We start from the raw sequence: 23,498 nt of genomic DNA on the forward strand, positions 1-23,498 counted from the left end.
GCCTCCTTGAAAGCAAAGGCACGAGCAATGATCACGTCGGGAAACTGCTCAATACGCACGTTGTTCAGGTTAACCGCCTCGTTGTACAGCTCGCGGCGGTCGGCAATACCATTTTCCAGCCCGCTGATGCGCTGCTGTAGATGCTGGAAGCTCTCATTGGCTTTCAGCTCCGGGTAGTTCTCCGCCAGGGCAAACAACTGACCCAGGCCGGCGCGCAGGCCCGTCTCGGCCTTGCCCAGGGCATTCATGTCACCCTTGGCCTGGGCGCTGGAAACCGCCTGGCGCGCGGCAATCACCGCTTCCAGGGTGCCGCGTTCGTGCTGCATGTACTGCTTGCAGGTTTCCACCAGCTTGGGCAATTCCTCATGGCGCTGCTTGAGCATCACGTCGATATTCGACCAGGCCTTACTCACGCCGTGCTTCAAACGCACCAGCGCGTTGTAGAGCATCACGGCATACGCCGCGAACAGGACCAACAGCACAATGACGACAACACTAGTAAGGCTCATGCGGAACTCCTGAGTGGTTCTTGAAGGCAGCTGTGCGAGCATTTTAGCCCTATCGAATGGCCCAATCGCAGACTTTGCCCACAGCTCGCGGTGAGAAAGCTGCATTGACCCTTTGCGCAAAATGAAAATCTTTCGCATTATGTTTCGGCTTTTGTACCCGCGCGCGTGGGTGCTTACTCTCACCAGCAAAGGATTCCGCCATGCTTCGTATGCCCCTGGCCTCTGCCAGCCTGCTTGCCATCGCCATTTCACTCGCCGGTTGCGGTGAAGACAAAGCGCCAGCCAGCCAAGCCGCCGCACCTGCTGCCAGCAGCGCCAGCGCCCCGGCAGCAGCCACCAGCCAAGTCGATGAAGCCGCCAGCAAAGCTGTGGTCAGCCACTACGCAGACCTGGCCCTGGCCGTATTCAGCGACGCCGCCAGCACCGGCAAAACCCTGCAAGCAGCCGTAGACGCTCTGCTCGCCAACCCGAATGACGACACCCTGAAAGCCGCCCGCGAAGCCTGGCTGGCTGCCCGTGTGCCGTATATGCAAAGTGAAGTGTTCCGCTTCGGCAACGCCGTGGTCGACGATTGGGAAGGCCAGCTGAACGCCTGGCCGCTGGACGAAGGCCTGATCGACTACGTTGCCGCCGACTACCAGCACGCCCTGGGCAACCCAGGCGCGCAGGCCAACATCATCGCCAACACCGAGATCCAGGTCGGCGAGGACAAGCTCGATGTCACCACCATCACCCCAGAACTGCTGGCCAGCCTGAATGAGCTGGGCGGCTCCGAAGCCAACGTCGCCACCGGCTACCACGCCATCGAATTCCTGCTCTGGGGCCAAGATCTGAATGGCACCAACCCAGGCGCCGGCGAACGCCCAGCCAGCGATTTCGTCGTGGGTGACGGTGCCACCGGTGGCAACAACGAACGCCGCCGTGCCTTTATCAAAGCCGCTGCAGACCTGCTGGTCAGCGACCTCGATGCAATGGTTGTGCAGTGGCAAGCTGGCAAGACCGACAACTACCGCGCCACGCTGGAAGCCGACACGGCTGAAAACGGCCTGCGTAAAATGCTCTTCGGCATGGGCAGCCTGTCCCTCGGCGAACTGGCCGGCGAGCGCATGAAAGTCGCGCTGGAAGCCAACTCCACCGAAGACGAGCACGACTGCTTCAGCGACAACACCCACAACTCGCACTTCTACAACGGCAAAGGTATTCGCAACGTTTACCTGGGCGAGTACAAGAAGGTCGATGGCACCACCCTGACCGGCCCAAGCCTGTCGTCGCTGGTGGCCAAGGTTGACGCCGCCGCTGACAGCACCCTGAAAGCCGATCTAGAAGCCACCGAAGGCAAGCTGCAGGCTCTGGTCGACAGCGCTAACAACGGCAAGCACTTCGATCAGCTGATCGCCGCCGACAACGCCGAAGGCCAGCAGATCGTTCGTGATGCCATCGCAGCACTGGTCAAGCAGACTGGCGCAATCGAACAAGCCGCCGGCAAGCTGGGGATCAGTGATCTCAATCCAGATACCGCTGACCACAGCTTCTAAGCTGCGTAGGACTTGCTGCGACTCACGAAGTCCTAGCTTGTAGTGATGAAAAAGCCGCGACTCCTTACCCGAGTCGCGGCTTTTTTACGCCAGCCATTTTTATGGCGAGACTGACGTGGGAGGGGCTTCAGCCGCGACAACCAGCGCCGAAGCTCGCCGCTGAAGCGCCTCCCACAGTGGATCGTTGGCTGGCCCCGATCACGGCCAAGCACGCCCCTACAGGGCCGAAATCGCCGACAACAGTCAGCTTGGATACAGCCTTTTTTGGCACCCTGCGACCTTTGACCACCAGCGATAATGCAAATCCGTCTTATTTAAAACTGATCAGACTGTTAAGATCAGCCGCCTGTTTTTCTGCTGCGGATGTCCTTTCATGTTTGCCCCGCATCGCGTTGCGCTGCTGTTGGCCTTGAGCCTAAGCCTGGTCGCTTGCGATAAAACCCCACAGTTCCCCCAGGCCGAACCCGGCGAAGCCCTGTCTGCCGGTAGTGCCACCGTGCGCAAAGCTGATCAGAACGCCTTCTCCCTGCCATCAGCCAACCTGTCGCCATCGCGCCGCCTGGATTTCAGCGTCGGCAATAGCTTCTTTCGCAACCCCTGGGTCACCTCGCCGGCCACCACCACCGCGCGTGACGGCCTCGGTCCACTGTTCAATACCAACGCCTGCCAGAACTGCCATATCAAGGACGGCCGCGGCCATCCACCGGCCGCCGATGCGCAGAGCGCGGCGTCCATGCTGGTACGCCTGTCGATCCCGGCTGGCAGTGAACATGCCGAAATCATCCAGCGCCTTGGCGTGCTGGCCGACCCCACCTACGGCGCTCAGCTGCAGGATATGGCCAACCCCGGCACCGCCCCCGAAGGCAAGGTGCGCGTCAGTTACAGCACGCAGCTGGTCAGTTTTGCCGATGGTCATCAGGTCGAGCTGCGCAAGCCCAGCCTGAAAATCAGCCAACTCGGCTACGGCGCCCTGCATCCCGACACGCTGTTCTCCGCGCGTATCGCCCCGCCGATGATCGGCCTGGGCCTGCTCGAAGCCATTTCCGAAGCAGCCATCCTGGCCAATGCCGATCCGGATGACGGCAATGGCGATGGCATTTCCGGGCGCGCCAACCAGGTCTGGGACCGCGAGCAACAACGCACGGTGCTCGGTCGTTTCGGCTGGAAAGCTGGACAACCAACCCTCAACCAGCAGAACGCCGAAGCCTTTGCCAACGACATGGGCCTGACCAGCACGCTGATTGCCCATGACAACTGCACCGAGGCGCAGACGGACTGCCGCAGCGCGCCCCACGGCGGCGAGCCCGAGGTTAGCGACAACATCCTCGCCAGCGTGCTGTTCTACACCCGCAACCTCGGCGTGCCGGCGCGGCGCGGCGCCGATACACCGCAGGTGCTGGCTGGCAAGAACCTGTTCTACCAGGCCGGTTGCCAGGGCTGCCATACCCCGCAATTCACCACTGCTGCCGATGCCGCCGAACCGGAACTGGCCAATCAGCTGATTCGCCCCTACAGCGACCTGCTGCTGCATGACATGGGCGACGGGCTGGCAGATAACCGCCCGGAATTTCTCGCCAGCGGCCGCGAATGGCGCACCCCGCCACTCTGGGGCATCGGCCTGACGGAAACAGTCAACGGCCACACCCAATTCCTGCATGACGGCCGCGCACGCAACCTGCTGGAGGCCATCCTCTGGCACGGCGGTGAGGCCGAGGCGGCCAAACAGCAGGTGCTGACTTTCAATGCCGACGAGCGCAGCGCGCTGTTGGCTTTTCTGAATTCCTTGTAAGGAGCCGCAGATGATCCGCTCACCCCTCACGCTCGCCCTGCTCAGCCTCACGCTCACCGCCTGCAGCCCAAGCGATCCGCAGCAGCAGGTCAGCCGTGCGCTCACCGATGGCGTATTGCTGCCGATCTACAGCGCCTGGAGTGAAGCCGACCGCCAGCTGGCCGTCAGCGGCCAGGCCTTCTGCACGGGCCAGCAGAACCTCGCCGAGGCCCGCCAGGCCTTCGCCAGTGCGCAAAGCGCCTGGGCTGCCGTGCAACCGGTGGCCTTCGGCCCACTGGCGGAAGGCAACCGCGCCTGGCAGGTGCAGTTCTGGCCGGACAAGAAGAACCTGGTAGCGCGTCAGGTTGAAGCACTGGTCAACAGCAAACCCGAGCTGACCCCAGCCGATCTGGATAAATCCAGCGTCGTGGTGCAAGGCCTGACCGCCTATGAATACCTGCTGTTCGACCCGGCCATCGACCTGAACATCGCCGAACAGAAAACCCGCTACTGCCCACTGATCGTCGCCATCGGTCAACACCAGCAAGTGCTGGCCGCCGATGTGCTGAGCCAGTGGCAAGCCAAGGACGGCATGGCCGCCCTGCTGAAAAACTTTCCCAACGCGCGCTACGCCGAAGCACCAGAAGCGGTAGCGGAACTGCTGCGCACCCAGGTCAGCGCCATCGACGGACTGAAGAAGAAACTCGGCACGCCACTCGGCCGCCAGAGCAAAGGTCAACCGCAGCCCTATCAGGCCGAAGCCTGGCGCAGCAAAGCCAGCCTGGCCAACCTCGCTGCCAGCCTGGCCAGCGCCGAACGCATCTGGCTGGGCGCCGAACAGGACGGCATCCAGGCGCTGCTTGGCAGTGATCAAGACGCACTGAAACAACGCATCAACGCCGCCTACAGCGACACCCGCCAGCGCCTGGCCGCCGCCCAGCGCCCGCTCGGCGAACTGCTTGGCGATGAAGCCGGGCGCGCCGAGGTCAACGCCCTGTACGACAGCCTGAATGTGCTGCACCGCCTGCATGAAGGCGAGCTGGCGAAAGTGCTGGGTATCCAGCTGGGCTTTAACGCCCATGACGGCGACTAAAGCATGCAGATCAATCGCAGAGCATTCCTCGGTCTCACCGGCGCGGCGCTGGCCGTCAGTGCCCTGGGTGGCTGGACATTGATGCACAACAGTGCCCAACCGCTACTGCTATCGGCGCGCAACGACAGCGCTGGCAAACATTTTGCGGTCGGCTACCGGCTGGATGGCAGCCAGGCATTTGCCACCCAGGTCAACGAGCGCTGCCACGATGTGATCGGTCACCCATTTCTGCCGATGGCACTGTTTGTCGGCCGCCGCCCGAGCACCCAGAGCTACCTGATCGACACCCGCGACGGCCGCCTGCTGCAGACCCTGAATACGCCCAAGCAGCGCCACTTCTACGGCCATGCGGTGTTCCACAAGGACGGCGAATGGCTGTACGCCACCGAGAACGACACCGCCGATCCCGGTCGCGGCGTACTCGGCGTCTATCGCCTGCAAGGTGAACAGTTGCTGCGCAGCAGCGAGCTGTCGACCCACGGCATCGGCCCGCACCAGCTGCTCTGGCTGCCAGATGGCGAAACCCTGGCGGTGGCCAACGGCGGCATCCGCACCGAAGCCGACAGCCGGGTGGAAATGAACCTCGACGCCATGGACTCCAGCCTGGTGCTGCTGCGCCGCGACGGCAGCCTGCTCAGCCAGGAGCAGTTGCCCGAACGAATGAACAGCGTGCGCCATATGGCGGTGGCCAGCGACGGCACCCTGGTGACCGGCCAGCAATATATGGGCGAGATCAGTGATGTGGTGCCGCTGCTGGCGATCAAGCGCCCTGGCCAGCCCTTCCAGCACTTCCCGGTGGCCGATGCACAGCGCCAGCTGATGAACCAGTACACCGCCAGCGTGGCGATCCACAGCGAGCTGCGCCTGCTGGCGCTGACCGCACCGCGCGGCAACCGGGTATTTATCTGGGACCTGGACAGCGCCGAACTGCGCCTGGATGCGCCCCTGGCCGACTGCGCCGGAGTGGGCGCGGTGGCTGAAGGCTTTGTGGTCAGCAGTGGCGTCGGCCGTTGCCGCCTGTACGACTGCCGCAGCGCCCAGATCAGCAGCCAGCCCCTGCAACTCCCCGCCGGCCTGTGGGACAACCACCTGCGCCTGGTCTAAGCGCCCCAGCGCTGAATCTGTAATACGCCTGCGGCACGCTAAAGAACGCTGCCGCAGAGCCGATCTATACTCCTAGCTAGCCGTTGCTTCCAGGCACCCGGCCCAGCCGATACCAGTCGATAGGGATCTTCGCAGTTAGGGCGCGTTCTGCGTCACTGGCATCCCGCCTTCCACACTCAGGGGTATCACCCATGTTTCTGCAAAAATCCTTGCGCGCGCAAATTCTCGCCCTGCTTGGCGGCAGCCTGGCGCTGATTCTGGTCACGGCACTGGCTTGCTTCAGCTTCCTTTCCAGCGGCATGCAGGCCTACCGCAGCCTGCTTGATGGCCCGCTGGAGGCCTCGGCGCTGATCGACTCGACCAACCTGAACTTCAAGACCCAGGTACAGGAATGGAAAAACGTCCTGCTGCGTGGCAGCGACAAAGCCCAGCTGGACAAATACTGGAGCCAGTTTGAGGCGCAGGAACGCAAGGTTCAGGACTTACTGGGCAAATTGAGCGAAGAGGCTGGTAACGACCGCGAACTGAAGACCAAGGTCGATACATTGCGCAGCGAACACCAGACGCTCGGCGCCAACTACCGCAAGGGTCGCGATGCCTTTGTCGCAGCCGGCGGTGACGCTGCGGTTGGCGACAAGGCGGTGTCCGGTATTGACCGCAACACCGCACAACAATTGGAGGCCCTGTCCAGCGAGTTGCATAAACAGAGCCTGGAGCAGGCCAGCCTGATCAACGCTGCGGCCGACCGCACCATTACCCTCGGCACCCTGCTGATGCTCGGCGCCACCGTGGTGATTGCCCTGTTCAGCCTGTGGCTGGTCAACCGTAACCTGATCAACCCGATTCGCGAGCTGATCGAGCATATCGCCCAGCTTAGCCAGGGCAACTTCGGCAAGCGTGTCGACTCCACTCGCCAGGACGAGTTGGGCAATCTGGCCGTTGCCGCAAATATCCTGCGCGACTTCCTCTCCGACACCTTTACCCGCTTGAAGCGCAGCACCGCTGATCTGGACACCGCCAGCGGCGAACTCAACTCCATCGCCACGCTGATGGCCCAGGGCACCCGCGAGCAGTTTTCGCGTACCGACCAGGTCGCCACGGCCATGCATGAAATGTCCGCCACGGCCCAGGAGGTCGCCCGCCACGCCGCCGAAGCCGCCGGCGCGGCCGATGCCGCCGACAGCGCCGCGCGCCAGGGCGAAACAGTGATGCAGGCAACCATCAAGACCATCACCGACATTCGCGGTGAGATCAGCAACACCTCGGAGGTGATTCGCCGCCTGGAAGCCGACAGCGGGCGCATCGGCAAGGTACTGGAAGTGATTCGCGGCATCGCCGAACAGACCAACCTGCTGGCGCTCAACGCCGCCATCGAAGCCGCCCGCGCCGGCGAACAGGGCCGCGGCTTTGCCGTGGTAGCCGACGAGGTGCGCACCCTGGCGCAGCGTACCGCCGAGTCCACTGCAGAAATTCACCAGATCATCGACACCGTACAAACCGGTGCGGTGAATGCGGTGCGCGCCATCGAGAGCGGCCAACACCGCAGCGAGGAAGGCGTGACTCAGGTCACCGAGGCCGGCGCCACGCTGCAGCTGATCACCAGCGCGGTGGAAGCGATTCGCGATATGAACCGGCAGATCGCCACCGCCGCCGAAGAACAGACCTCGGTGGCGGAAGACATCTCGCGCAACCTCACCGAAATCACCGCCATCGCCACGGCCAACCAGGAGAACGTGCAGCGCACCGAAAGCGCCGGGCAAAACCTGCAAGTGCTCTCCGGGCAACTCAACGAAGTGACCCAGCGCCTGAGTGCCTGACGTCCAGAGGTCAGTACAGCGCAACAAACAAAATGCCAGCATATGCTGGCATTTTGCTTAAAAAGCACTTGATCAATCAGGCAAGTTTTGTACAACGCTATTTTGCAAATGCGAATCTTTGACAGGCCTTTGCGCGAGGTCTAATGTGCCCCTCTTGCCTATTCCCAGGCTATCCAACCGCCTTGCCAAGGAACCGGAATATGTTGCTCCGCCGCATGCTGATCATGCTCGGCGCAGTACTCGTCGTGGTACTCGCCCTCGCCGCCTACAAAGGCTTCTCCATCTACCAACAAGTGCAGATGTTCTCCGCGCCGCAGCCGGCCATCAGCGTCGATGCCGCAACGGCCGAAGAACGCCCGTGGCAGGGCCGCTTGCCAGCCATCGGTACGCTCAAGGCCTTCCAGGGCGTTAACCTCACCGTAGAGGTCGGCGGCACCGTGCAGCAGGTGCTGTTCCGCTCCGGTGAACAGGTCACCCTGCAGCAGCCGCTGATCCAGATGGACAGCGATGTCGAGCAGGCCAGCCTGGCCACCGCCGAGGCTGAACTGGGCCTGGCCCGCGTGGAATACGAGCGCGGCCGCAGCCTGGTCAATCGCCAGAGTATCTCGAAAAGCGAGTTCGACCGCCTCTCCGCCAGCCTGCAGAAGGCCAACGCCAGCGTTGCCCAACTGAAAGCCATGCTGGCGAAAAAGCGCATCATCGCGCCGTTTGCCGGCACCATCGGCATCCGCCAGGTCGACGTCGGTGACTACCTGTCCTCGGGCACCACCATCGCCACCCTGCAGGACCTGAGCAAGCTCTACGTCGACTTCTTCCTGCCCGAGCAGGCGGTGCCCAAGCTGGCCATCGGCGAGCGCGTGCGCTTTAGCGTGGCGGCTTACCCGAATGAGGTGTTCGAGGGCGAAATTGCCGCGATCAACCCCAAGGTCGAAGACGCCACCCGCAACGTGCAGGTGCGCGCCATGCTGGTCAACCCGGAAAGCAAACTGCTGCCCGGCATGTTCGCCAACCTGGAAGTGCTGTTGCCCGGCGAGCAGAACCTGATCGTGGTACCGGAAACCGCCATCACCTACACCCTGTACGGCAACTCGGTGTACGTGATCGGCGAGAAGAAGGCTGAAGACGGCCAGGTGGTCAAAGACGACAAAGGCCAGGCTGAACTGGTGGTCGAGCGCCGCTTTGTTGAAACCGGCGAGCGCCGCGAAGGCCAGGTGGTGATCAGCAAAGGTCTGCAGGCCGGTGAGCAGGTGGTGTCCGCCGGCCAGCTGAAGCTGGATAACGGCGCCCACGTCAGCATCGCCAATGCCAATGTCGAGGCCAAGCCGAGCGTCGAGTAATCGAGCGCGGCTCAAAGGAACTTATTTATGGCTTTTACTGATCCCTTTATCCGTCGCCCGGTATTGGCGACCGTGGTCAGTCTGTTGATCATCCTGCTTGGCTTTCAGGCATTCAGCAAACTGACCATCCGCCAGTACCCGCAGATGGAAAACGCCCTGATCACGGTAACTACGGCTTACCCCGGGGCCAATGCCGAGACCATCCAGGGCTATATCACCCAGCCGCTGCAGCAGAGCCTGGCCAGCGCCGACGGCATCGACTACATGACCTCGGTCAGCCGGCAGAATGTGTCGATCATCTCGATCTATGCGCGCATCGGCGCCAATAGCGACCGTTTGTTCACCGAACTGCTGGCCAAGGCCAACGAGGTGAAGAACCAGCTGCCGCAGGACGCCGAAGACCCGGTGCTGAGCAAGGAAGCCGCGGACTCCACGGCGCTGATGTACCTCAGCTTCTATAGCCAGGAGCTGAGCAACCCGCAGATCACCGACTACCTGTCACGAGTGATACAGCCCAAGCTGGCTACCCTGCCCGGCATGGCCGAGGCCGAGATTCTCGGCAACCAGGTGTTTGCCATGCGCCTGTGGCTAGACCCAGTGAAGATGGGCGCCTACGGCGTGACCGCTAGTGATGTGAATGAGGCGGTGCGCAAGTACAACTTCCTCGCCGCAGCGGGCGAAGTGAAGGGCGAATATGTGGTCACCAGCATAAACGCCGAAACCGACTTGAAATCGGCCGAGGCGTTTGCCGCTATCCCGCTGAAAACCGTGGGCGACAGCCGCGTGCTGATCCGCGATGTGGCGCGGGTGGAAATGGGCGCGGAAAGCTACGACTCGATCAGCTCCTTCGATGGCACCCCTTCGGTGTACATCGCCATCAAGGGCACGCCGGGGGCCAACCCGCTGGACGTGATCAAGGAAGTGCGCAAGGTCATGCCCGAGCTGGAAGCGCAGCTGCCGCCGAACCTGAAAGTCTCCATTGCCTACGACGCCACGCTGTTTATCCAGGCATCGATCGATGAGGTGGTGAAGACCCTGTTCGAAGCCGTACTGATCGTGATCGTAGTGGTGTTCCTGTTCCTCGGCGCGTTCCGCTCGGTGCTGATCCCGGTGATCACCATTCCGCTGTCGATGATCGGCGTGATGTTCTTTATGCAGCTGATGGGCTACTCGATCAACCTGCTAACCCTGCTGGCCATGGTCCTGGCTATCGGTCTGGTGGTGGACGACGCCATCGTGGTGGTGGAGAACATCCATCGGCATATCGAGGAAGGTAAAACGCCGTTCGATGCGGCCATCGAAGGCGCGCGGGAGATCGCCGTACCGGTGGTGTCGATGACCATCACCCTGGCGGCGGTATACGCGCCTATCGGCTTCCTCGAGGGCCTCACGGGCGCGCTGTTCAAGGAATTCGCCCTGACCCTGGCCGGTGCGGTGATCATCTCCGGCATCGTCGCCCTGACCCTGTCACCGATGATGTGCGCCAAACTGCTGCGTCACGAAGAAAATCCATCGGGCCTGGCGCACAAGCTCGACCAGATCTTCGACAGCCTCAAGCAGCGCTATCAGCGCGCCCTGCACGGCACCCTGGACACTCGCCCGGTGGTGCTGGTGTTCGCGGTGATCGTTATGTGCCTGATCCCGGTACTGCTCAAGTTCACTAAAAGCGAACTGGCCCCGGAAGAAGATCAGGGCATCATCTTTATGATGGCCAGCGCGCCGCAACCGACCAACCTGGAATACCTGAACAAGTACACCGATGAGTTCGTGAGCATCTTCAAGGAGTTCCCCGAGTACTACTCCTCGTTCCAGATCAACGGCTTCAACGGTGTGCAGTCGGGTATCGGCGGCTTTCTGATGACGCCGTGGAACGAGCGCGAACGCACCCAGATGGAGATTCTGCCGGAGGTGCAGGGTCGCCTGTCGCAGATCGCCGGCCTGCAGATCTTCGGCTTCAACCTACCGTCCTTGCCGGGCACCGGCGAGGGTTTGCCGTTCCAGTTCGTGATCAACACGCCCAACGACTACCAGTCGCTGTTGCAGGTGACCGAACGGGTCAAGCAACGCGCGGTGGAGTCCGGCAAGTTCGCCTTCCTCGACGTCGACCTGGCCTTCGACAAACCGGAAGTAGTGGTGGAAATCGACCGCGAAAAAGCCGCGCAGATGGGTGTGTCCATGGAAGACCTCGGCCTGACCCTGGCCAGCCTGCTCGGTGAAGGCGAGATCAACCGCTTCACCATCGATGGGCGTAGCTACAAGGTGATTGCCCAGGTCGAGCGCGCCTACCGCGACAACCCGGAATGGCTGGGCAGCTACTACGTGAAGAGCGAAAGCGGCGCGATGCTGGCCCTGTCGACCCTGGTCAAAGTCAGTGACCGTGCGCGGCCAACCCAGCTCAACCAGTTCCAGCAGCTCAACTCGGCGATTATCCAGGGCGTGCCGATTGTCAGCATGGGCGAAGCCATCGACACGGTGACGCAGATCATGCGCGAGGAAGCCCCAGCCGGTTACGCCTACGACTTCGCCGGTGCCTCGCGGCAACTGGCGCAGGAAGGCAGCGCGCTGTACGTGACCTTCGGCCTGGCGCTGGCGCTGATCTTCCTGGTGCTGGCGGCGCAGTTCGAGAGCTTCCGCGACCCACTGGTGATCATGGTCACGGTGCCGCTGTCGATCTGTGGCGCGCTGATTCCGTTGTTCCTCGGCCTGTCGAGCATGAACATCTACACCCAGGTGGGCCTGGTGACACTGATCGGCCTGATCACCAAGCACGGCATCCTGATCGTCGAGTTCGCCAACCAGCTGCGCCGCGAGAAAGGCCTGTCGCGTCGTGAAGCGGTCGAAGAAGCGGCGGCGATTCGCCTGCGGCCGGTGCTGATGACCACCGCGGCGATGGTCTTCGGCATGGTGCCGTTGATTTTGGCGACCGGCGCCGGTGCGGTCAGCCGCTTCGACATCGGCCTGGTGATCGCCACCGGCATGTCGATTGGCACGCTGTTCACCCTGTTCGTGCTGCCCTGCGTGTACAGCCTGCTGGCACAACCCGATGCGCCACCGGCAACGGCCAAAGCCCACTAAGCAAAAAGCCCTGCAATGCAGGGCTTTTTTCTGTCTATCGAATTGTCAGGTCAGCAGGTCAACCTTGCGAACGAGCGCCCTGGGACAGGCTGAACATAAACAGCAGCAGGTCGTGATCCGGCTTGAGCGCCTCGGCCGTTCGTGCCTGCGGTGGCAACGGGCAGTAGCCGCGCTCATTGAGGGTGATGACCTGGGGGCTGGCTTCTTGCCAGGCCGCCGCCGCGAGCGAGGCCACGCTGAGCGCGGTCACCAGGAACAAACCTCGTGCGATTTCTAGCTTCATCACTGCAACCTCTTGATAGCGCTGCCAAACGCTGTTTGTAGACCCTAGATCACTGATAACCGCAATGTCGCGCTTTGCGACCAGCGGTCGTTACTGCCGGACTCTGCCGGCAACTCTATTGCGATCATCCTGATCCACACGCAAGCCATTTAGCAGGCCAGGCCTTCGAACTACATTCGCACCAATGGTTCAATGCGCGAGCAAACCAAGGATTGGGGCCGCATCAGCGCACCTGGCGGTAACACACCCACAGTCACTTAATTGCCCATTTGCATCAGCGTGGTGCGTCATAGAACCAGCGGTTTTAAAACAGCCGCAGGCAACACCCTAACCGGCACAACCTCCAGCCACACGGCAAAAGCGGCGTGGTAGAGCACATCCAGGTGAGGTCAAAACACGGCGCGGCAATGCTGACCAACAGCACAGCGCAGATTGACAGGCTCCAGTCCGGGAGCGCGCATCACACAAAGCAATTGGCGTACCGCTTTGCCGCGAGGACTGTTTATAGCCGAGAAAAATGAAAACCCCGTGACAGGCACGGGGTTTTCTTTACATCAAGCAAACCGCCTGGCGGCGGTCTGCTGGGCGCCGGGCTGGCTTACATCATGCCGCCCATGCCACCCATGCCGCCCATGTCTGGCATACCGCCACCGGCCGGCTTGTCTTCAGCCACTTCGGCGATCATCGCTTCGGTGGTGATCATCAGGCTGCCGATCGAAGCTGCAGCTTGCAGCGCCGAACGGGTGACCTTGGCCGGATCGAGAATACCCATCTCGATCATGTCGCCGTAGGTGTCGGTTGCGGCGTTGAAGCCGTAGTTGCCCGAACCCTGCTTGACCTTGTCGACCACTACGCTTGGCTCGCCGCCAGCGTTGGAAACGATCTGACGCAGCGGTGCTTCAACAGCACGACGCAGCAGAGCGATACCCACGTCCTGATCGGCGTTGTCGCCTTTCAGCTCGCTGATGGCCTGCAGAGCGCGTACCAGAGCCACGCCACCGCCAGGTACCACGCCTTCTTCAACGGCTGCGCGGGTCGCGTGCAGGGCGTCGTCAACGCGGGCTTTCTTCTCTTTCATTTCAACTTCGGTGCCGGCACCGACTTTGATCACCGCAACACCGCCAGCCAGTTTGGCCAGACGCTCTTGCAGTTTTTCTTTGTCATAGTCGGACGAGGTGTCTTCAACCTGCTTACGGATCTGCGCAACGCGCGATTCGATATCAGCCTGCTGACCAGCGCCGTCGATGATGGTGGTGTTTTCTTTGCTCAGGATTACGCGCTTGGCGTTACCCAGGTGCTCCAGGGTGGCGCTTTCCAGGCTCAGACCGATCTCTTCGGAGATAACGGTACCGCCAGTCAGAACGGCGATGTCCTGCAGCATGGCCTTGCGACGGTCGCCGAAGCCCGGTGCCTTAACGGCAGCGACTTTAACGATGCCACGCATGTTGTTCACAACCAGAGTCGCCAGGGCTTCGCCCTCAACGTCTTCGGCAACGATCAGCAGCGGACGGCCGGACTTGGCCACAGCTTCGAGAACTGGCAGCAGTTCACGGATGTTGGAGATCTTCTTGTCGACCAGCAGGATCAGCGGGCCGTCGAGCTCGGCCACCATGGTGTCCGGCTTGTTGATGAAGTACGGGGACAGGTAGCCACGGTCGAACTGCATGCCTTCAACAACCGACAGTTCGTTTTCCAGGCCCGAGCCTTCTTCAACGGTGATCACGCCTTCTTTACCGACTTTTTCCATGGCTTCGGCAATGATTTCGCCGATGGAGCTGTCGGAGTTAGCGGAGATCGAACCGACCTGAGCGATGGCCTTGGTGTCGGCGCATGGCTTGGACAGCTTCTTCAGCTCAGCAACGATGGCGATGGTCGCCTTGTCGATGCCGCGCTTCAGGTCCATCGGGTTCATGCCGGCAGCGACGGCTTTCAGGCCTTCGTTGACGATGGCTTGAGCCAGAACGGTGGCAGTGGTGGTGCCGTCGCCAGCGTCATCGTTTGCACGGGAAGCAACGTCTTTAACCAGCTGCGCGCCCATGTTCTCGAAGCGATCTTTCAGCTCGATTTCTTTGGCAACGGAAACGCCGTCTTTAGTGATGGTCGGAGCGCCGTAGCTCTTCTCGATGATCACGTTACGACCCTTCGGGCCGAGGGTAGCTTTTACTGCGTCAGCCAGAACGTTGACACCAGTGAGCATTTTCTTGCGGGCGGAATCGCCGAATTTAACTTCTTTAGCAGCCATGATGGTTATTCCTTGATTCGTTCAAATAGAGCGGAATTCGTAGCGACGGGGCGCTGCAATCAAGCTTCGATGACAGCGAGAATTTCGCTCTCGCTCATTACCAGCAGGTCTTCGCCATCAGCTTTTACAGTTACTGGGCCAGAGTAGCTGGCCGCAAAAAGAACTTTGTCGCCGACTTTAACGGCCAGGGCACGCACTTCACCGTTGTCCAGCACGCGGCCGGTACCTACCGCCACGATTTCGCCCTGATTCGGCTTCTCGGCAGCGGAACCTGGCAGCACGATGCCACCGGCGGTTTTCTTTTCTTCTTCGCTGCGACGAACTACAACGCGGTCATGCAGAGGACGAAGCTTCATTGTCGATCTCTCCCAATAGGTGGTTTACAGCGGCTGGTGTAGTCACCAGCGGGTTAGCAAAGTCCGGCGAGGCCGGTAGCGCTACGCCAGGCGCAGCGCTGAAGTCTGATCTGCCGATACGACAGAAAACCTTGCGGTGACCGCTACATAAGGGCGCACAAGGGGATTTCAAGGGCAGAGGGTGAAATTTTTAATATGTGAAAGCCTTTTTACGAGCCGCAAATCAGTCGCGGCGCTCGTATTCGCCTTCCAGCACATTGGGGCGGACTTGCCCGGAGCGCGCAGCCTGGTCGTCGAAGAAGGCGCGCTGACGCATGGCCTGCTCAGCGGCACGCAGGCGCACCTTGTTGACCAGCAGACGACGAGTGAATGGAATCAGGCAGAACACGCCGAAGATGTCGCTGATAAAGCCTGGCAGCAGCAACAAACCACCACCGACGGCGATCAACAGGCCTTCGAGCATTTCCTGCTCAGGCAACTCACCACGCGCCAGCTTTTCCCGCGCACGCCAGGCCGTGGCAACGCCGGCTACACGCAGCAAAACACTGCCGAGAATGGCAGTACCTATGACCAGCAACAGGGTCGGCAGCACGCCGATGGCGCTGCCCACCTGAATCAGCAGGGCCAGCTCGATGATCGGAAACAGCAAAAACAGAAACAGAAAAGCGCGCATCAAAGGTTCCTTAAGAGCCTGTTTACGGTCTCGCGAGCTAGAGCCATGCAAGGCAAAAACAGGCGAGGAAGCGGAGTTTACTGGTGTAAATGAGCATTCCGAGCCTGTTTTTAACGCAGCAGGGCCGACGCGCAGCAGATCGTAGACAGGCTCTAAACGGAAGATCAGCTTCCAGTAAGGGTGAAGTATGGGGCGTTAGGCTGAATTCAAGCTGAAGCCTGACCGTCGGTCGGCCAGACTTCGGCGCGGGCCAGTGCCACCAAGGCCTGGCGCACCTCCATCGGACTGTTACAGGATGTTGGAAATGCCAGCCAATACAGGCTCTGCCCGATGCGCAGGTGGAAACCTTCGCTGTCCAGACCAACCAGTTCCGCCGGTGCATGACTGGGCAGACCTGCCAACTCGACATAGTGGGCAATGGCGTTGGCATGGTCGCTGTTCATATGCTCGATCATGCTGATTTCACTGTCGCCAGCAAAGGGATTGGCCAAAGCCACCTGATCCAGCCAGTGAATCGCGCCAAAACCACCGATATAGCGCCAGCGCACCGGCTCAAGTCGCCAGAAGTCGAAGTCATGGGCCTGGTGATAACCGCGTGAATCGGGGAAATAACGGTAATAACGCTGCGCCGCCGCAGCGATCTGTCCCTCGTCATCCAATTGTCGTGCTTGCGCGAGCAAAGTAAGACGACCGACCGCCTGCACATCTTCCGCCCCGCGCTCGCCCACCAGCAGCGAACACTTGCCGTCCTGCTTGAGGTTATGGGTGTGCTGGGCGATGCGGCTGATCAGAATCAGCGGGTAACCGTCAGCATCCAGGCAATAGGGCACCACTGATCCGAAAGGGAAACCCGGCATGGCCTTGGAATGGGTACTGAGCACGCCACGGTATTCCTTGAGCAGCAATTCTCGGGCATGCTTGCCGGCTTTCACGCTCAACTTATGACTCCTTGCATAAAATCCGTCACAGAACGGGAGGCGCCTAGATTAACCGCCGGCAAGGCCACACGACACCATTTGAGGGGACTCGCGATGCAACTTAAAGACAAGGTCATCATCATTACCGGCGGCTGTCAGGGCCTGGGCCGCGCCATGGCTGAATACCTGGCGGACAAGGGCGTCAAATTGGCGCTGGTCGACCTGAACCAGGAAAAACTCGACGAAGCCGTGGCTGCCTGCAAGGCCATGGGCGTAGAAGCCCGCGCTTACCTGTGCAACGTAGCCAATGAAGAGCAAGTGACCCAGACCGTGGCGCAGATTGCCGAAGACTTCGGCGCGATCAACGGCCTGGTCAACAACGCCGGTATCCTGCGTGACGGCCTGACCATCAAGGTCAAGGACGGCGAAATCACCAAGCTGAGCCTGGCCCAGTGGCAGTCGGTGATCGACGTCAACCTGACCGGCGTGTTCCTCTGCACTCGCGAAGTAGCGGCGAAGATGATCGAGCTGAAGAATGAAGGCGCGATCATCAACATCTCCTCGATCTCCCGCGCCGGCAATATCGGCCAAGCCAACTACTCCGCCGCCAAGGCCGGCGTAGCAGCCGACACCGTGGTCTGGGCCAAGGAACTGGCGCGTTACGGCATCCGTGTCGCTGGCGTGGCACCGGGCTTTATCGAAACCGAAATGGTTGCCAGCATGAAGCCGGAAGCGCTGGAGCGCATGACCTCGGTCATCCCACTGCGCCGCATGGGCAAACCAGCCGAGATCGCTCACTCGGTGGCCTATATTCTGGAAAACGACTATTACACCGGTCGGGTTCTGGAGCTGGACGGCGGCCTGCGCTTGTAATCGGCACCGATCTGCTGCGCGTCGGCCATCCTGCGTTAAAAACGACCTCGGGCTGCTCATTTACAACCCGTAAACTCCGCGCCCTCGGTCGTTTTCGCCTTGCCTGGCTCTAGCTCGCTAGATCTAGAATGCTGGAAACAAAAAGCCCCGCAAACGCGGGGCTTTTTTGTGGCGCTAAGACCTTACCAACCCAGGCCAAAACCCAGGCTATAACGGGTCTCATCCAGCTCACCTTCCGAGCCGCTGACCAGGTCCTTCTCAGCCTTCATATTCAGCGAGGCCCAGTCGGTCAGCTTGTAACGCAAGCCCACGGCGGCATCCAGAGTGTAATCAGCAACGTTGTTCAGTGGCTTGCCCACTTCACCATCGCTGAACAGCTCGACACTCTTGCCGATCAGGTAACGGTTGTAGTCCCACTTCAGGCTCGCGGCGTAAAAGTTGTCGCTTTCACCGTTGGCATATTCGTAGTCCGTGCGGTTAAGCAGCCCGGCCACGGAGAAGGCACCCAGTTCATTGTCCCAGAACTGGTAACCCGGACCGGTACCCACGGTACGCTGACGACGCAGGTCTTCAATGCGATCACGCTTGTACTCCAAGCGCCCTTGCCAGAACCAGTGTTCGGTCAGGAAGCGGTCGAGGGCATATTCCACGCCCCAGTTATCGGTGCTTACCACACTGTCGCGAAATTCGCGGTTGTACTCGGCCTGCCCGTTATGCCGCCACAGGCCATGCCGCGCCTGAGTTTTCAAGCGTACGTCATAGTCGTCGGTGTCCCGCTCGGCACGTTTGTAGTCCAGTGAGGCGTCGATATTGCCCTTCCAGACAAAGTCTTCAATCAGCGGCTTAGGTTTGAGCATTTGCTTGATGCTGGCCAGCTCAACCGTCTTCGGAGCGTCACCGTTGGCCAGGATCACCTTGCCCGGTTCGGCCGGCTGCAGAGACTTGGCGCGCTCACCGGCGATGGCGTTTTCCTTGATCAGCAGTTCCTGATCGCTTTCCAGGGTGGCGATCTTGCTCCAGTCCAGAGCGATGGCGCCGCCGTAGTCAGTTTCCAGCAGCAGCTTGCCGCCGTCGTAGAACTTGATCTTGCCGGTCAGGCGGTCGCCGTTCTTCAGCCAGACGGTATCCGCCAGCGCGGAGGTGGCGGCCACGGAAAGGGTCAGGCACAGCAGGGTTCGGGAAAACATAGGAATGGTCTGTCTACTTCGGGTTCGCGGGAGGTCGCGCATTATCCGTAAGCACGACGCCAGAGCAAGCACTGACCGACAGAATCACCACGAGTTCACCACCGCGTGTGCTACCAGCCGACCCCTACCCCCAACAGATAGCGGCGTTCACTGCTGGTTTGCCCGAGCCCACGCGCCTGGTCCAGTTCATACAGCAGCGACAGCCGCGCCCAATCCGTCAGCCGGTAACGCAGGCCCATTTCACTGTCGAGTACGTAGTCAATTTCTTCTATATCAGGAAACTGCAGCTCGGCCGTGCTGTAAAACTCCAGCCGGGTGCCCCACAGCAGGCGCTTGTAATCCCAGGCAACCGAGTAGGTATTGAGCGAGCGTTCAGCATCACTGGACTCCAACTGCAGACGGTTGAACTGTCCAATCACATCCAGCCGGCCCAGTTCGTTATCCCAGAAGCGATAACCCGGCCCGGTTCCCAGCGAGCGCTGACGGGTAAAAAAGGCGAACTCATCTTCGTCCTGCTCGGCACCAACCCGCCAGAACCAGTGATCGGTGATAAAGCGGTCAAGGTCATATTCCAGCTGCCAGTTGTCGGCAGTCTTCGCGTCATTTTTGACCTTGCGCTCCAGCTCGCCAGTCAACAGATGGCGCCAGCGCCCATGCTCCACGCGCGCGTTGCCTTTAAGCTTCCACTCGTCAGTTTCATTACTGTCGCGCTTCATATCCAGCTTGGCGTCCAGATTGCCTTCCCAGAAGCGGTCCTGCAGCACCGGACGCGGGGGGATCAGGCGTTTGATGCTAGATAGCGGCACGGTCTGCGTACTGTCACCGATCACCCGCACCATGCCTTTGCCGGCGGCTTCCAGCTGGTTGCTGTGCTCGCTGTCGAGGCCTTGGCGGCGCATTAGCAAGGGTTTCTCCGAACGCAGGGTGTCGATATCCTTCCAGGCAATCAGCACCTGGCCGGCGTACTTGGTTTTCAAGGCCAGCTTGCCGCCATCGAGCAGAACTATCTCGCCGCTCAGGCGGTCACCATTGTTCAGCCACACGGTGTCTGCCGACACAGGCGCGGCCAGAGCAAGAACCAAAGAACACAACAGAGTACGTAGCAGCATGATGGGAAAGCCGGATAGCGAGCCAGGACAGGGATCGAAGCATGCCGCGCCAGGCCAGCCAACAGCAAGCCAGGTCGAACGCCGCACGGCACTTTATGCGGTGCTGGCGCAGATACCGGCCGGCTGCGTGGTGAGTTACGGCCAACTGGCTGCATACGCCGGCTTAGGCCGCGCCGCGCGATGGGTCGGGCGCACCCTCAGCCAACTGCCGGACGGCAGCACCCTGCCCTGGCACCGGGTAATTGCCGCTGACGGACGCCTCAGTTTGCCTGCTGGCAGCCTGTCCGGTGCGGAACAGCGCAGCCGTCTACGTGACGAAGGTGTGCAAATCCATAACGATAGGGTGGATATGCCACGCTATGGCTGGCGCCCAATGGAGCACAGCGGGTAGAGTGCGCCCTTTATTAGGTCAAACTCAGGCTGATACCCCTTCAATGCCCCGTAAAAGCTGGCGTGATGCCATTGCTGCCTACTCCAGCCCCTCAACATTGGTGCTGCTCCTTCTAGGGTTCGCCGCTGGCCTGCCCTATATGTTGGTGTTCTCTACCCTTTCTGTCTGGTTGCGCGAAGCCGGCGTGGCCCGCGACACCATTGGTTTTGCCAGCCTGATCGGCCTGGCATACGCCTTTAAATGGGTGTGGTCGCCACTGCTTGATCAATGGCGCCTGCCGCTGCTCGGCAAGCTAGGCCGTCGACGCTCCTGGTTGGTGCTGTCACAGATTTTGATCGCCATCGGCCTGGCCGGTATGGCCCTGTGTGACCCGCAAACCCACCTGACCTGGCTGATTTCCCTGGCCGTACTGGTGGCCTTCGCCTCGGCCACCCAGGACATCGCCGTTGATGCCTACCGCCTGGAAATCGTCGATGACACCCGCCAAGCCGCGCTGGCAGCCAGTTATATGGCCGGCTACCGCGTCGCCGCCCTGCTGGCCACCGCCGGTGCACTGTATTTCGCCGAAGGTTTTGGCTCCACTGCCCTGCTCTATCAGCACGGCGCCTGGGCCGGCACCTATTTGCTGTTTGCCCTGCTAATGCTGCCTGGCCTGCTGACCAGCCTGTGGATGCGCGAGCCGGATGTGCCACTGCGTACACAACTGGCCGCCGCCCGTTATGGCTTCAGCCATCAGATTGTCTCTGTAGTGGTGCTGATTGTGTTGCTGGTATCAGTACCGGCAATGTTTACCCAGTTCTATAACACCGACTTCGCCAGCGTGATCAACGGCGAAGCGAGCATGCTCGACCTGCTGTTGGAAGACCGCGCCTTCCTGCGCGCCCTGCTCTACACCATCCTCACCAGCCTGTGCCTGTCCGCCATGGGCCGCCGCGGCCTGGCACCGGTGCTGACCCCAGTCAACGACTTTATCCTGCGTTATCGCTGGCAGGCCTTCCTGCTGCTGGGCCTGATCGCCACCTACCGCATGTCGGACACCGTGATGGGCGTAATGGCCAACGTGTTCTATATCGACCAGGGCTTTACCAAGGATCAGATCGCCAGCGTCAGCAAGCTGTTCGGCCTGGTGATGACCCTGATTGGTGCAGGCTTTGGCGGTTTGCTGATCGTGCGCTTCGGTATTTTGCCGATCCTGTTTATCGGCGGCGCGGCCTCGGCGGCGACCAACCTGCTGTTCCTGATGCTCACCGGCATGGGCGCGGATTTGCAGATGCTGATCCTGACCATCTCCGCCGACAACTTCAGCGCCGGCCTGGCCACTGCGGCATTTGTCGCCTACCTGTCGAGCCTGACCAACCTGAAGTTCTCCGCTACCCAGTACGCCCTGCTCAGCTCAATCATGCTGCTGCTGCCACGGCTGATCGGCGGCTACTCGGGGGTGATGGTGGAGAATTATGGCTACGCGCAGTTCTTCCTGATCACCGCCTTGCTGGGCATTCCGACACTGATCCTGATTCTTCTGCAATGGCGCCGCGAGCGGCCGCAGGCCAGTGATGCCAACACGATTAACGCCGCCGAGCAGCGCTAACTGAGCTAACTGAGCTAACTGGCAAGAGTCTTGCTATGCCCTAACATTCGCAAAAGGGCAGGCCATGACCGTAACATTCAGTAACGTCAGCAGTATCCTCAGCCCAGCCAGCCTTGATAGCTGGTGGCAGATCCAGGGCGAATGGGTCGAAGAGCCCAATGACCGCCGTGGAGGCAACAGCGGCGTTCAGCGCATCACCCAGCAGGGGCAGTTGCTCTATGCCAAAAAGCAGACCGGGCATACCTACCGCAGCCTGCTTCACCCCTGGGGGCGTCCCACCGTATTGCGCGAGCGCGACGCGCTGCTCAGCGCACTCAAGGCCGGTGTAGCGGTACCGGAGATCGTTTACTGCGCAGCCGAGCGAAGCCGCGAAGGCTGGCGCGCAATGCTGGTGACCAAAGCTCTGGAAGGCTTTCAACCTCTCGATGAATGGTATGCAAGCCATGATCGTGAGGTGCTAGACGCCGCCCTGCACCAACAACTCCTGCAGCAGATAGCGCAAAGTCTGGCCAACTTGCACAAGGCCCGCCGGCAGCATGGCTGCATGTATGCAAAGCATATCTTTGTGCGCATCCAGACTACTGATGCACAGCCATCCTGCGAAATCGCATTGCTTGATCTGGAAAAATCACGCCCGCGTCTGACCAGCAAGCAAGCCGCGTTGCACGACATGCTGCAATTGCGGCGCCATTCGCCATGGGATCAGGCCGATTGGCAAAGCCTGATCGGCCACTACCAACTGGCGATGGGCCGCACGTTCAAAACCCTCTATAACGCCACTCGCCGCTAACCCGGCGCGCTGTCACGCGGCGGGCTGCTGCACCAGATGCACCACCCGCTGCGGGAATGGAATGCCAATACCCGCCTCACTCAGACGCTCCTTGGCCTGCTCGGTGAAGGCGAAGGTCACTGGCCAGAAATCTGGCGTCGCCACCCAGATGCGCAGTGACAGGTTGATTGCGCTATCACCCAAACCGGTTACAAACACCACCGGGGCTGGGTCCTGGCGCACGCGTGGGTCCTTGGCGATGCTCAGCAACACCTCGCGGGCCTGCTTGATATCACTTGAGTAATCGATACCCAGGTTGATATCGACGCGCCGCGTGGATTCGCGCGAATAGTTGGTGATATGGCCATTCGACAGACTGCCGTTGGGCACGATCACCACTTTGTTGTCAGCGGTTTTCAGCGTGGTATGGAAAATCTGAATGCTGTCGACACTGCCCGATACGCCCTGCGCCTCAATCCAGTCGCCGGCGCGGAACGGGCGAAACAGCATGATCAAGACCCCGCCCGCGAAATTCGCCAGGCTGCCCTGCAGGGCCAGGCCAATCGCCAGGCCGGCGGCACCGATCACCGCAATAAAGGAGGTGGTTTCCACACCGATCATCGAGGCCACGCTGACCAGCAGCAACACCTTGAGCACGATGCCGACCAGGCTGCAGATAAAACTGCTCAGCGCGCGGTCGATCTGACGCATATTGAGCAAGCGACCAATGCTGCTGGTGAGCTTGCTGATCAGCCACCAACCGATCAGCATTGTGATCAAAGCCAACGTCAGCTTGCCGCTGTATTCGAGCACCACAGGCAGCCAGGCCTCAGACATTTTCACCAGTTGTTCGACGTTCATATCCATCGGTT

20 protein-coding genes are annotated in these 23,498 nt (G+C 60.8%); 11 read left to right on the forward strand and 9 right to left on the reverse strand.

What is annotated here, in order from left to right; translation table 11 throughout:
• Positions 1-509, reverse strand: a 509-nt coding sequence (locus tag Q8O69_RS21735; protein ID WP_305594515.1) for a LemA family protein, incomplete at its 3' end; no start/stop codon positions are given.
• Positions 510-709: 200 nt separating this feature from the next.
• Between Q8O69_RS21735 and Q8O69_RS21740 the strand changes: the two genes are divergently transcribed.
• From Q8O69_RS21740 to Q8O69_RS21770, 7 genes are all read left to right on the forward strand, one after another.
• A complete protein-coding gene (locus Q8O69_RS21740) occupies positions 710-2,044 on the forward strand; it encodes an imelysin family protein (RefSeq protein WP_305594517.1) in 1,335 nt (444 codons plus the stop codon).
• A gap of 373 nt (positions 2,045-2,417) precedes the next feature.
• The gene (locus tag Q8O69_RS21745) at positions 2,418-3,833 is read left to right on the forward strand and encodes a di-heme oxidoredictase family protein (protein ID WP_305594519.1); all 1,416 of its coding nucleotides are present in this window, start codon (positions 2,418-2,420) and stop codon (positions 3,831-3,833) included.
• Between the two features lie 10 nt (positions 3,834-3,843).
• On the forward strand, positions 3,844-4,905 hold the full coding sequence (locus tag Q8O69_RS21750; RefSeq protein WP_305594521.1) for an imelysin family protein: 1,062 nt from the start codon (positions 3,844-3,846) through the stop codon (positions 4,903-4,905).
• Between the two features lie 9 nt (positions 4,906-4,914).
• Positions 4,915-6,009 carry a DUF1513 domain-containing protein gene (locus Q8O69_RS21755; protein ID WP_305594585.1) on the forward strand — a complete coding sequence of 365 codons (1,095 nt, stop codon included), beginning with the start codon at positions 4,915-4,917 and terminating at the stop codon, positions 6,007-6,009.
• Positions 6,010-6,200: 191 nt separating this feature from the next.
• A complete protein-coding gene (locus tag Q8O69_RS21760) occupies positions 6,201-7,826 on the forward strand; it encodes a methyl-accepting chemotaxis protein (protein ID WP_275960808.1) in 1,626 nt (541 codons plus the stop codon).
• Positions 7,827-8,026: 200 nt separating this feature from the next.
• Positions 8,027-9,163 carry an efflux RND transporter periplasmic adaptor subunit gene (locus Q8O69_RS21765; protein WP_305594523.1) on the forward strand — a complete coding sequence of 379 codons (1,137 nt, stop codon included), beginning with the start codon at positions 8,027-8,029 and terminating at the stop codon, positions 9,161-9,163.
• 27 nt (positions 9,164-9,190) lie between these two features.
• Entirely contained in the window at positions 9,191-12,238 is a 3,048-nt protein-coding gene (locus tag Q8O69_RS21770; protein WP_305594525.1) for a multidrug efflux RND transporter permease subunit, read from the forward strand.
• A gap of 58 nt (positions 12,239-12,296) precedes the next feature.
• On the opposite strand, the gene Q8O69_RS21775 is transcribed toward Q8O69_RS21770, so the two are convergent.
• The 5 genes from Q8O69_RS21775 to Q8O69_RS21795 form a co-directional block, all read right to left on the reverse strand.
• Positions 12,297-12,521, reverse strand: a complete 225-nt coding sequence (locus Q8O69_RS21775; RefSeq protein ID WP_090382500.1) for a hypothetical protein — start codon at positions 12,519-12,521, stop codon at positions 12,297-12,299.
• 598 nt (positions 12,522-13,119) lie between these two features.
• Entirely contained in the window at positions 13,120-14,763 is a 1,644-nt protein-coding gene (gene groL, locus Q8O69_RS21780) for a chaperonin GroEL (RefSeq protein ID WP_275960804.1), read from the reverse strand.
• A gap of 59 nt (positions 14,764-14,822) precedes the next feature.
• Positions 14,823-15,119 carry a co-chaperone GroES gene (locus tag Q8O69_RS21785; RefSeq protein WP_305594528.1) on the reverse strand — a complete coding sequence of 99 codons (297 nt, stop codon included), beginning with the start codon at positions 15,117-15,119 and terminating at the stop codon, positions 14,823-14,825.
• Between the two features lie 223 nt (positions 15,120-15,342).
• Positions 15,343-15,792, reverse strand: a complete 450-nt coding sequence (locus Q8O69_RS21790) for an FxsA family protein (RefSeq protein WP_305594530.1) — start codon at positions 15,790-15,792, stop codon at positions 15,343-15,345.
• A gap of 206 nt (positions 15,793-15,998) precedes the next feature.
• The gene (locus tag Q8O69_RS21795; RefSeq protein WP_305594532.1) at positions 15,999-16,730 is read right to left on the reverse strand and encodes a HugZ family protein; all 732 of its coding nucleotides are present in this window, start codon (positions 16,728-16,730) and stop codon (positions 15,999-16,001) included.
• Positions 16,731-16,823: 93 nt separating this feature from the next.
• Here Q8O69_RS21795 and Q8O69_RS21800 point away from each other — a divergent pair, with 93 nt between their 5' ends.
• The gene (locus tag Q8O69_RS21800) at positions 16,824-17,582 is read left to right on the forward strand and encodes an SDR family oxidoreductase (protein ID WP_275960801.1); all 759 of its coding nucleotides are present in this window, start codon (positions 16,824-16,826) and stop codon (positions 17,580-17,582) included.
• Between the two features lie 182 nt (positions 17,583-17,764).
• Here Q8O69_RS21800 and Q8O69_RS21805 read toward each other — a convergent pair whose 3' ends face one another.
• Both Q8O69_RS21805 and Q8O69_RS21810 read right to left on the reverse strand, forming a co-directional pair.
• Positions 17,765-18,769, reverse strand: coding sequence for a DUF481 domain-containing protein (locus Q8O69_RS21805; RefSeq protein WP_305594535.1), 1,005 nt, complete (start codon positions 18,767-18,769; stop codon positions 17,765-17,767).
• 110 nt (positions 18,770-18,879) lie between these two features.
• On the reverse strand, positions 18,880-19,878 hold the full coding sequence (locus Q8O69_RS21810) for a DUF481 domain-containing protein (protein WP_305594537.1): 999 nt from the start codon (positions 19,876-19,878) through the stop codon (positions 18,880-18,882).
• 1 nt (position 19,879) lies between these two features.
• Here Q8O69_RS21810 and Q8O69_RS21815 point away from each other — a divergent pair, with 1 nt between their 5' ends.
• The 3 genes from Q8O69_RS21815 to Q8O69_RS21825 all read left to right on the forward strand — a co-directional run bounded on the left by Q8O69_RS21815 (position 19,880) and on the right by Q8O69_RS21825 (position 22,647).
• Positions 19,880-20,269, forward strand: coding sequence for an MGMT family protein (locus Q8O69_RS21815; protein ID WP_305594539.1), 390 nt, complete (start codon positions 19,880-19,882; stop codon positions 20,267-20,269).
• A gap of 43 nt (positions 20,270-20,312) precedes the next feature.
• The gene (locus tag Q8O69_RS21820; RefSeq protein ID WP_305594541.1) at positions 20,313-21,857 is read left to right on the forward strand and encodes an AmpG family muropeptide MFS transporter; all 1,545 of its coding nucleotides are present in this window, start codon (positions 20,313-20,315) and stop codon (positions 21,855-21,857) included.
• A 64-nt stretch (positions 21,858-21,921) separates the two neighbouring features.
• Positions 21,922-22,647 carry a lipopolysaccharide kinase InaA family protein gene (locus tag Q8O69_RS21825; protein WP_305594543.1) on the forward strand — a complete coding sequence of 242 codons (726 nt, stop codon included), beginning with the start codon at positions 21,922-21,924 and terminating at the stop codon, positions 22,645-22,647.
• Between the two features lie 12 nt (positions 22,648-22,659).
• On the opposite strand, the gene Q8O69_RS21830 is transcribed toward Q8O69_RS21825, so the two are convergent.
• Complete coding sequence (locus Q8O69_RS21830) at positions 22,660-23,493, reverse strand: mechanosensitive ion channel family protein (protein ID WP_305594545.1); 834 nt, start codon at positions 23,491-23,493, stop codon at positions 22,660-22,662.
• Positions 23,494-23,498 lie beyond the last annotated feature (5 nt).

The sequence above is a fragment of the Pseudomonas sp. genome (assembly GCF_030690725.1).
GTDB lineage: Bacteria > Pseudomonadota > Gammaproteobacteria > Pseudomonadales > Pseudomonadaceae > Aquipseudomonas.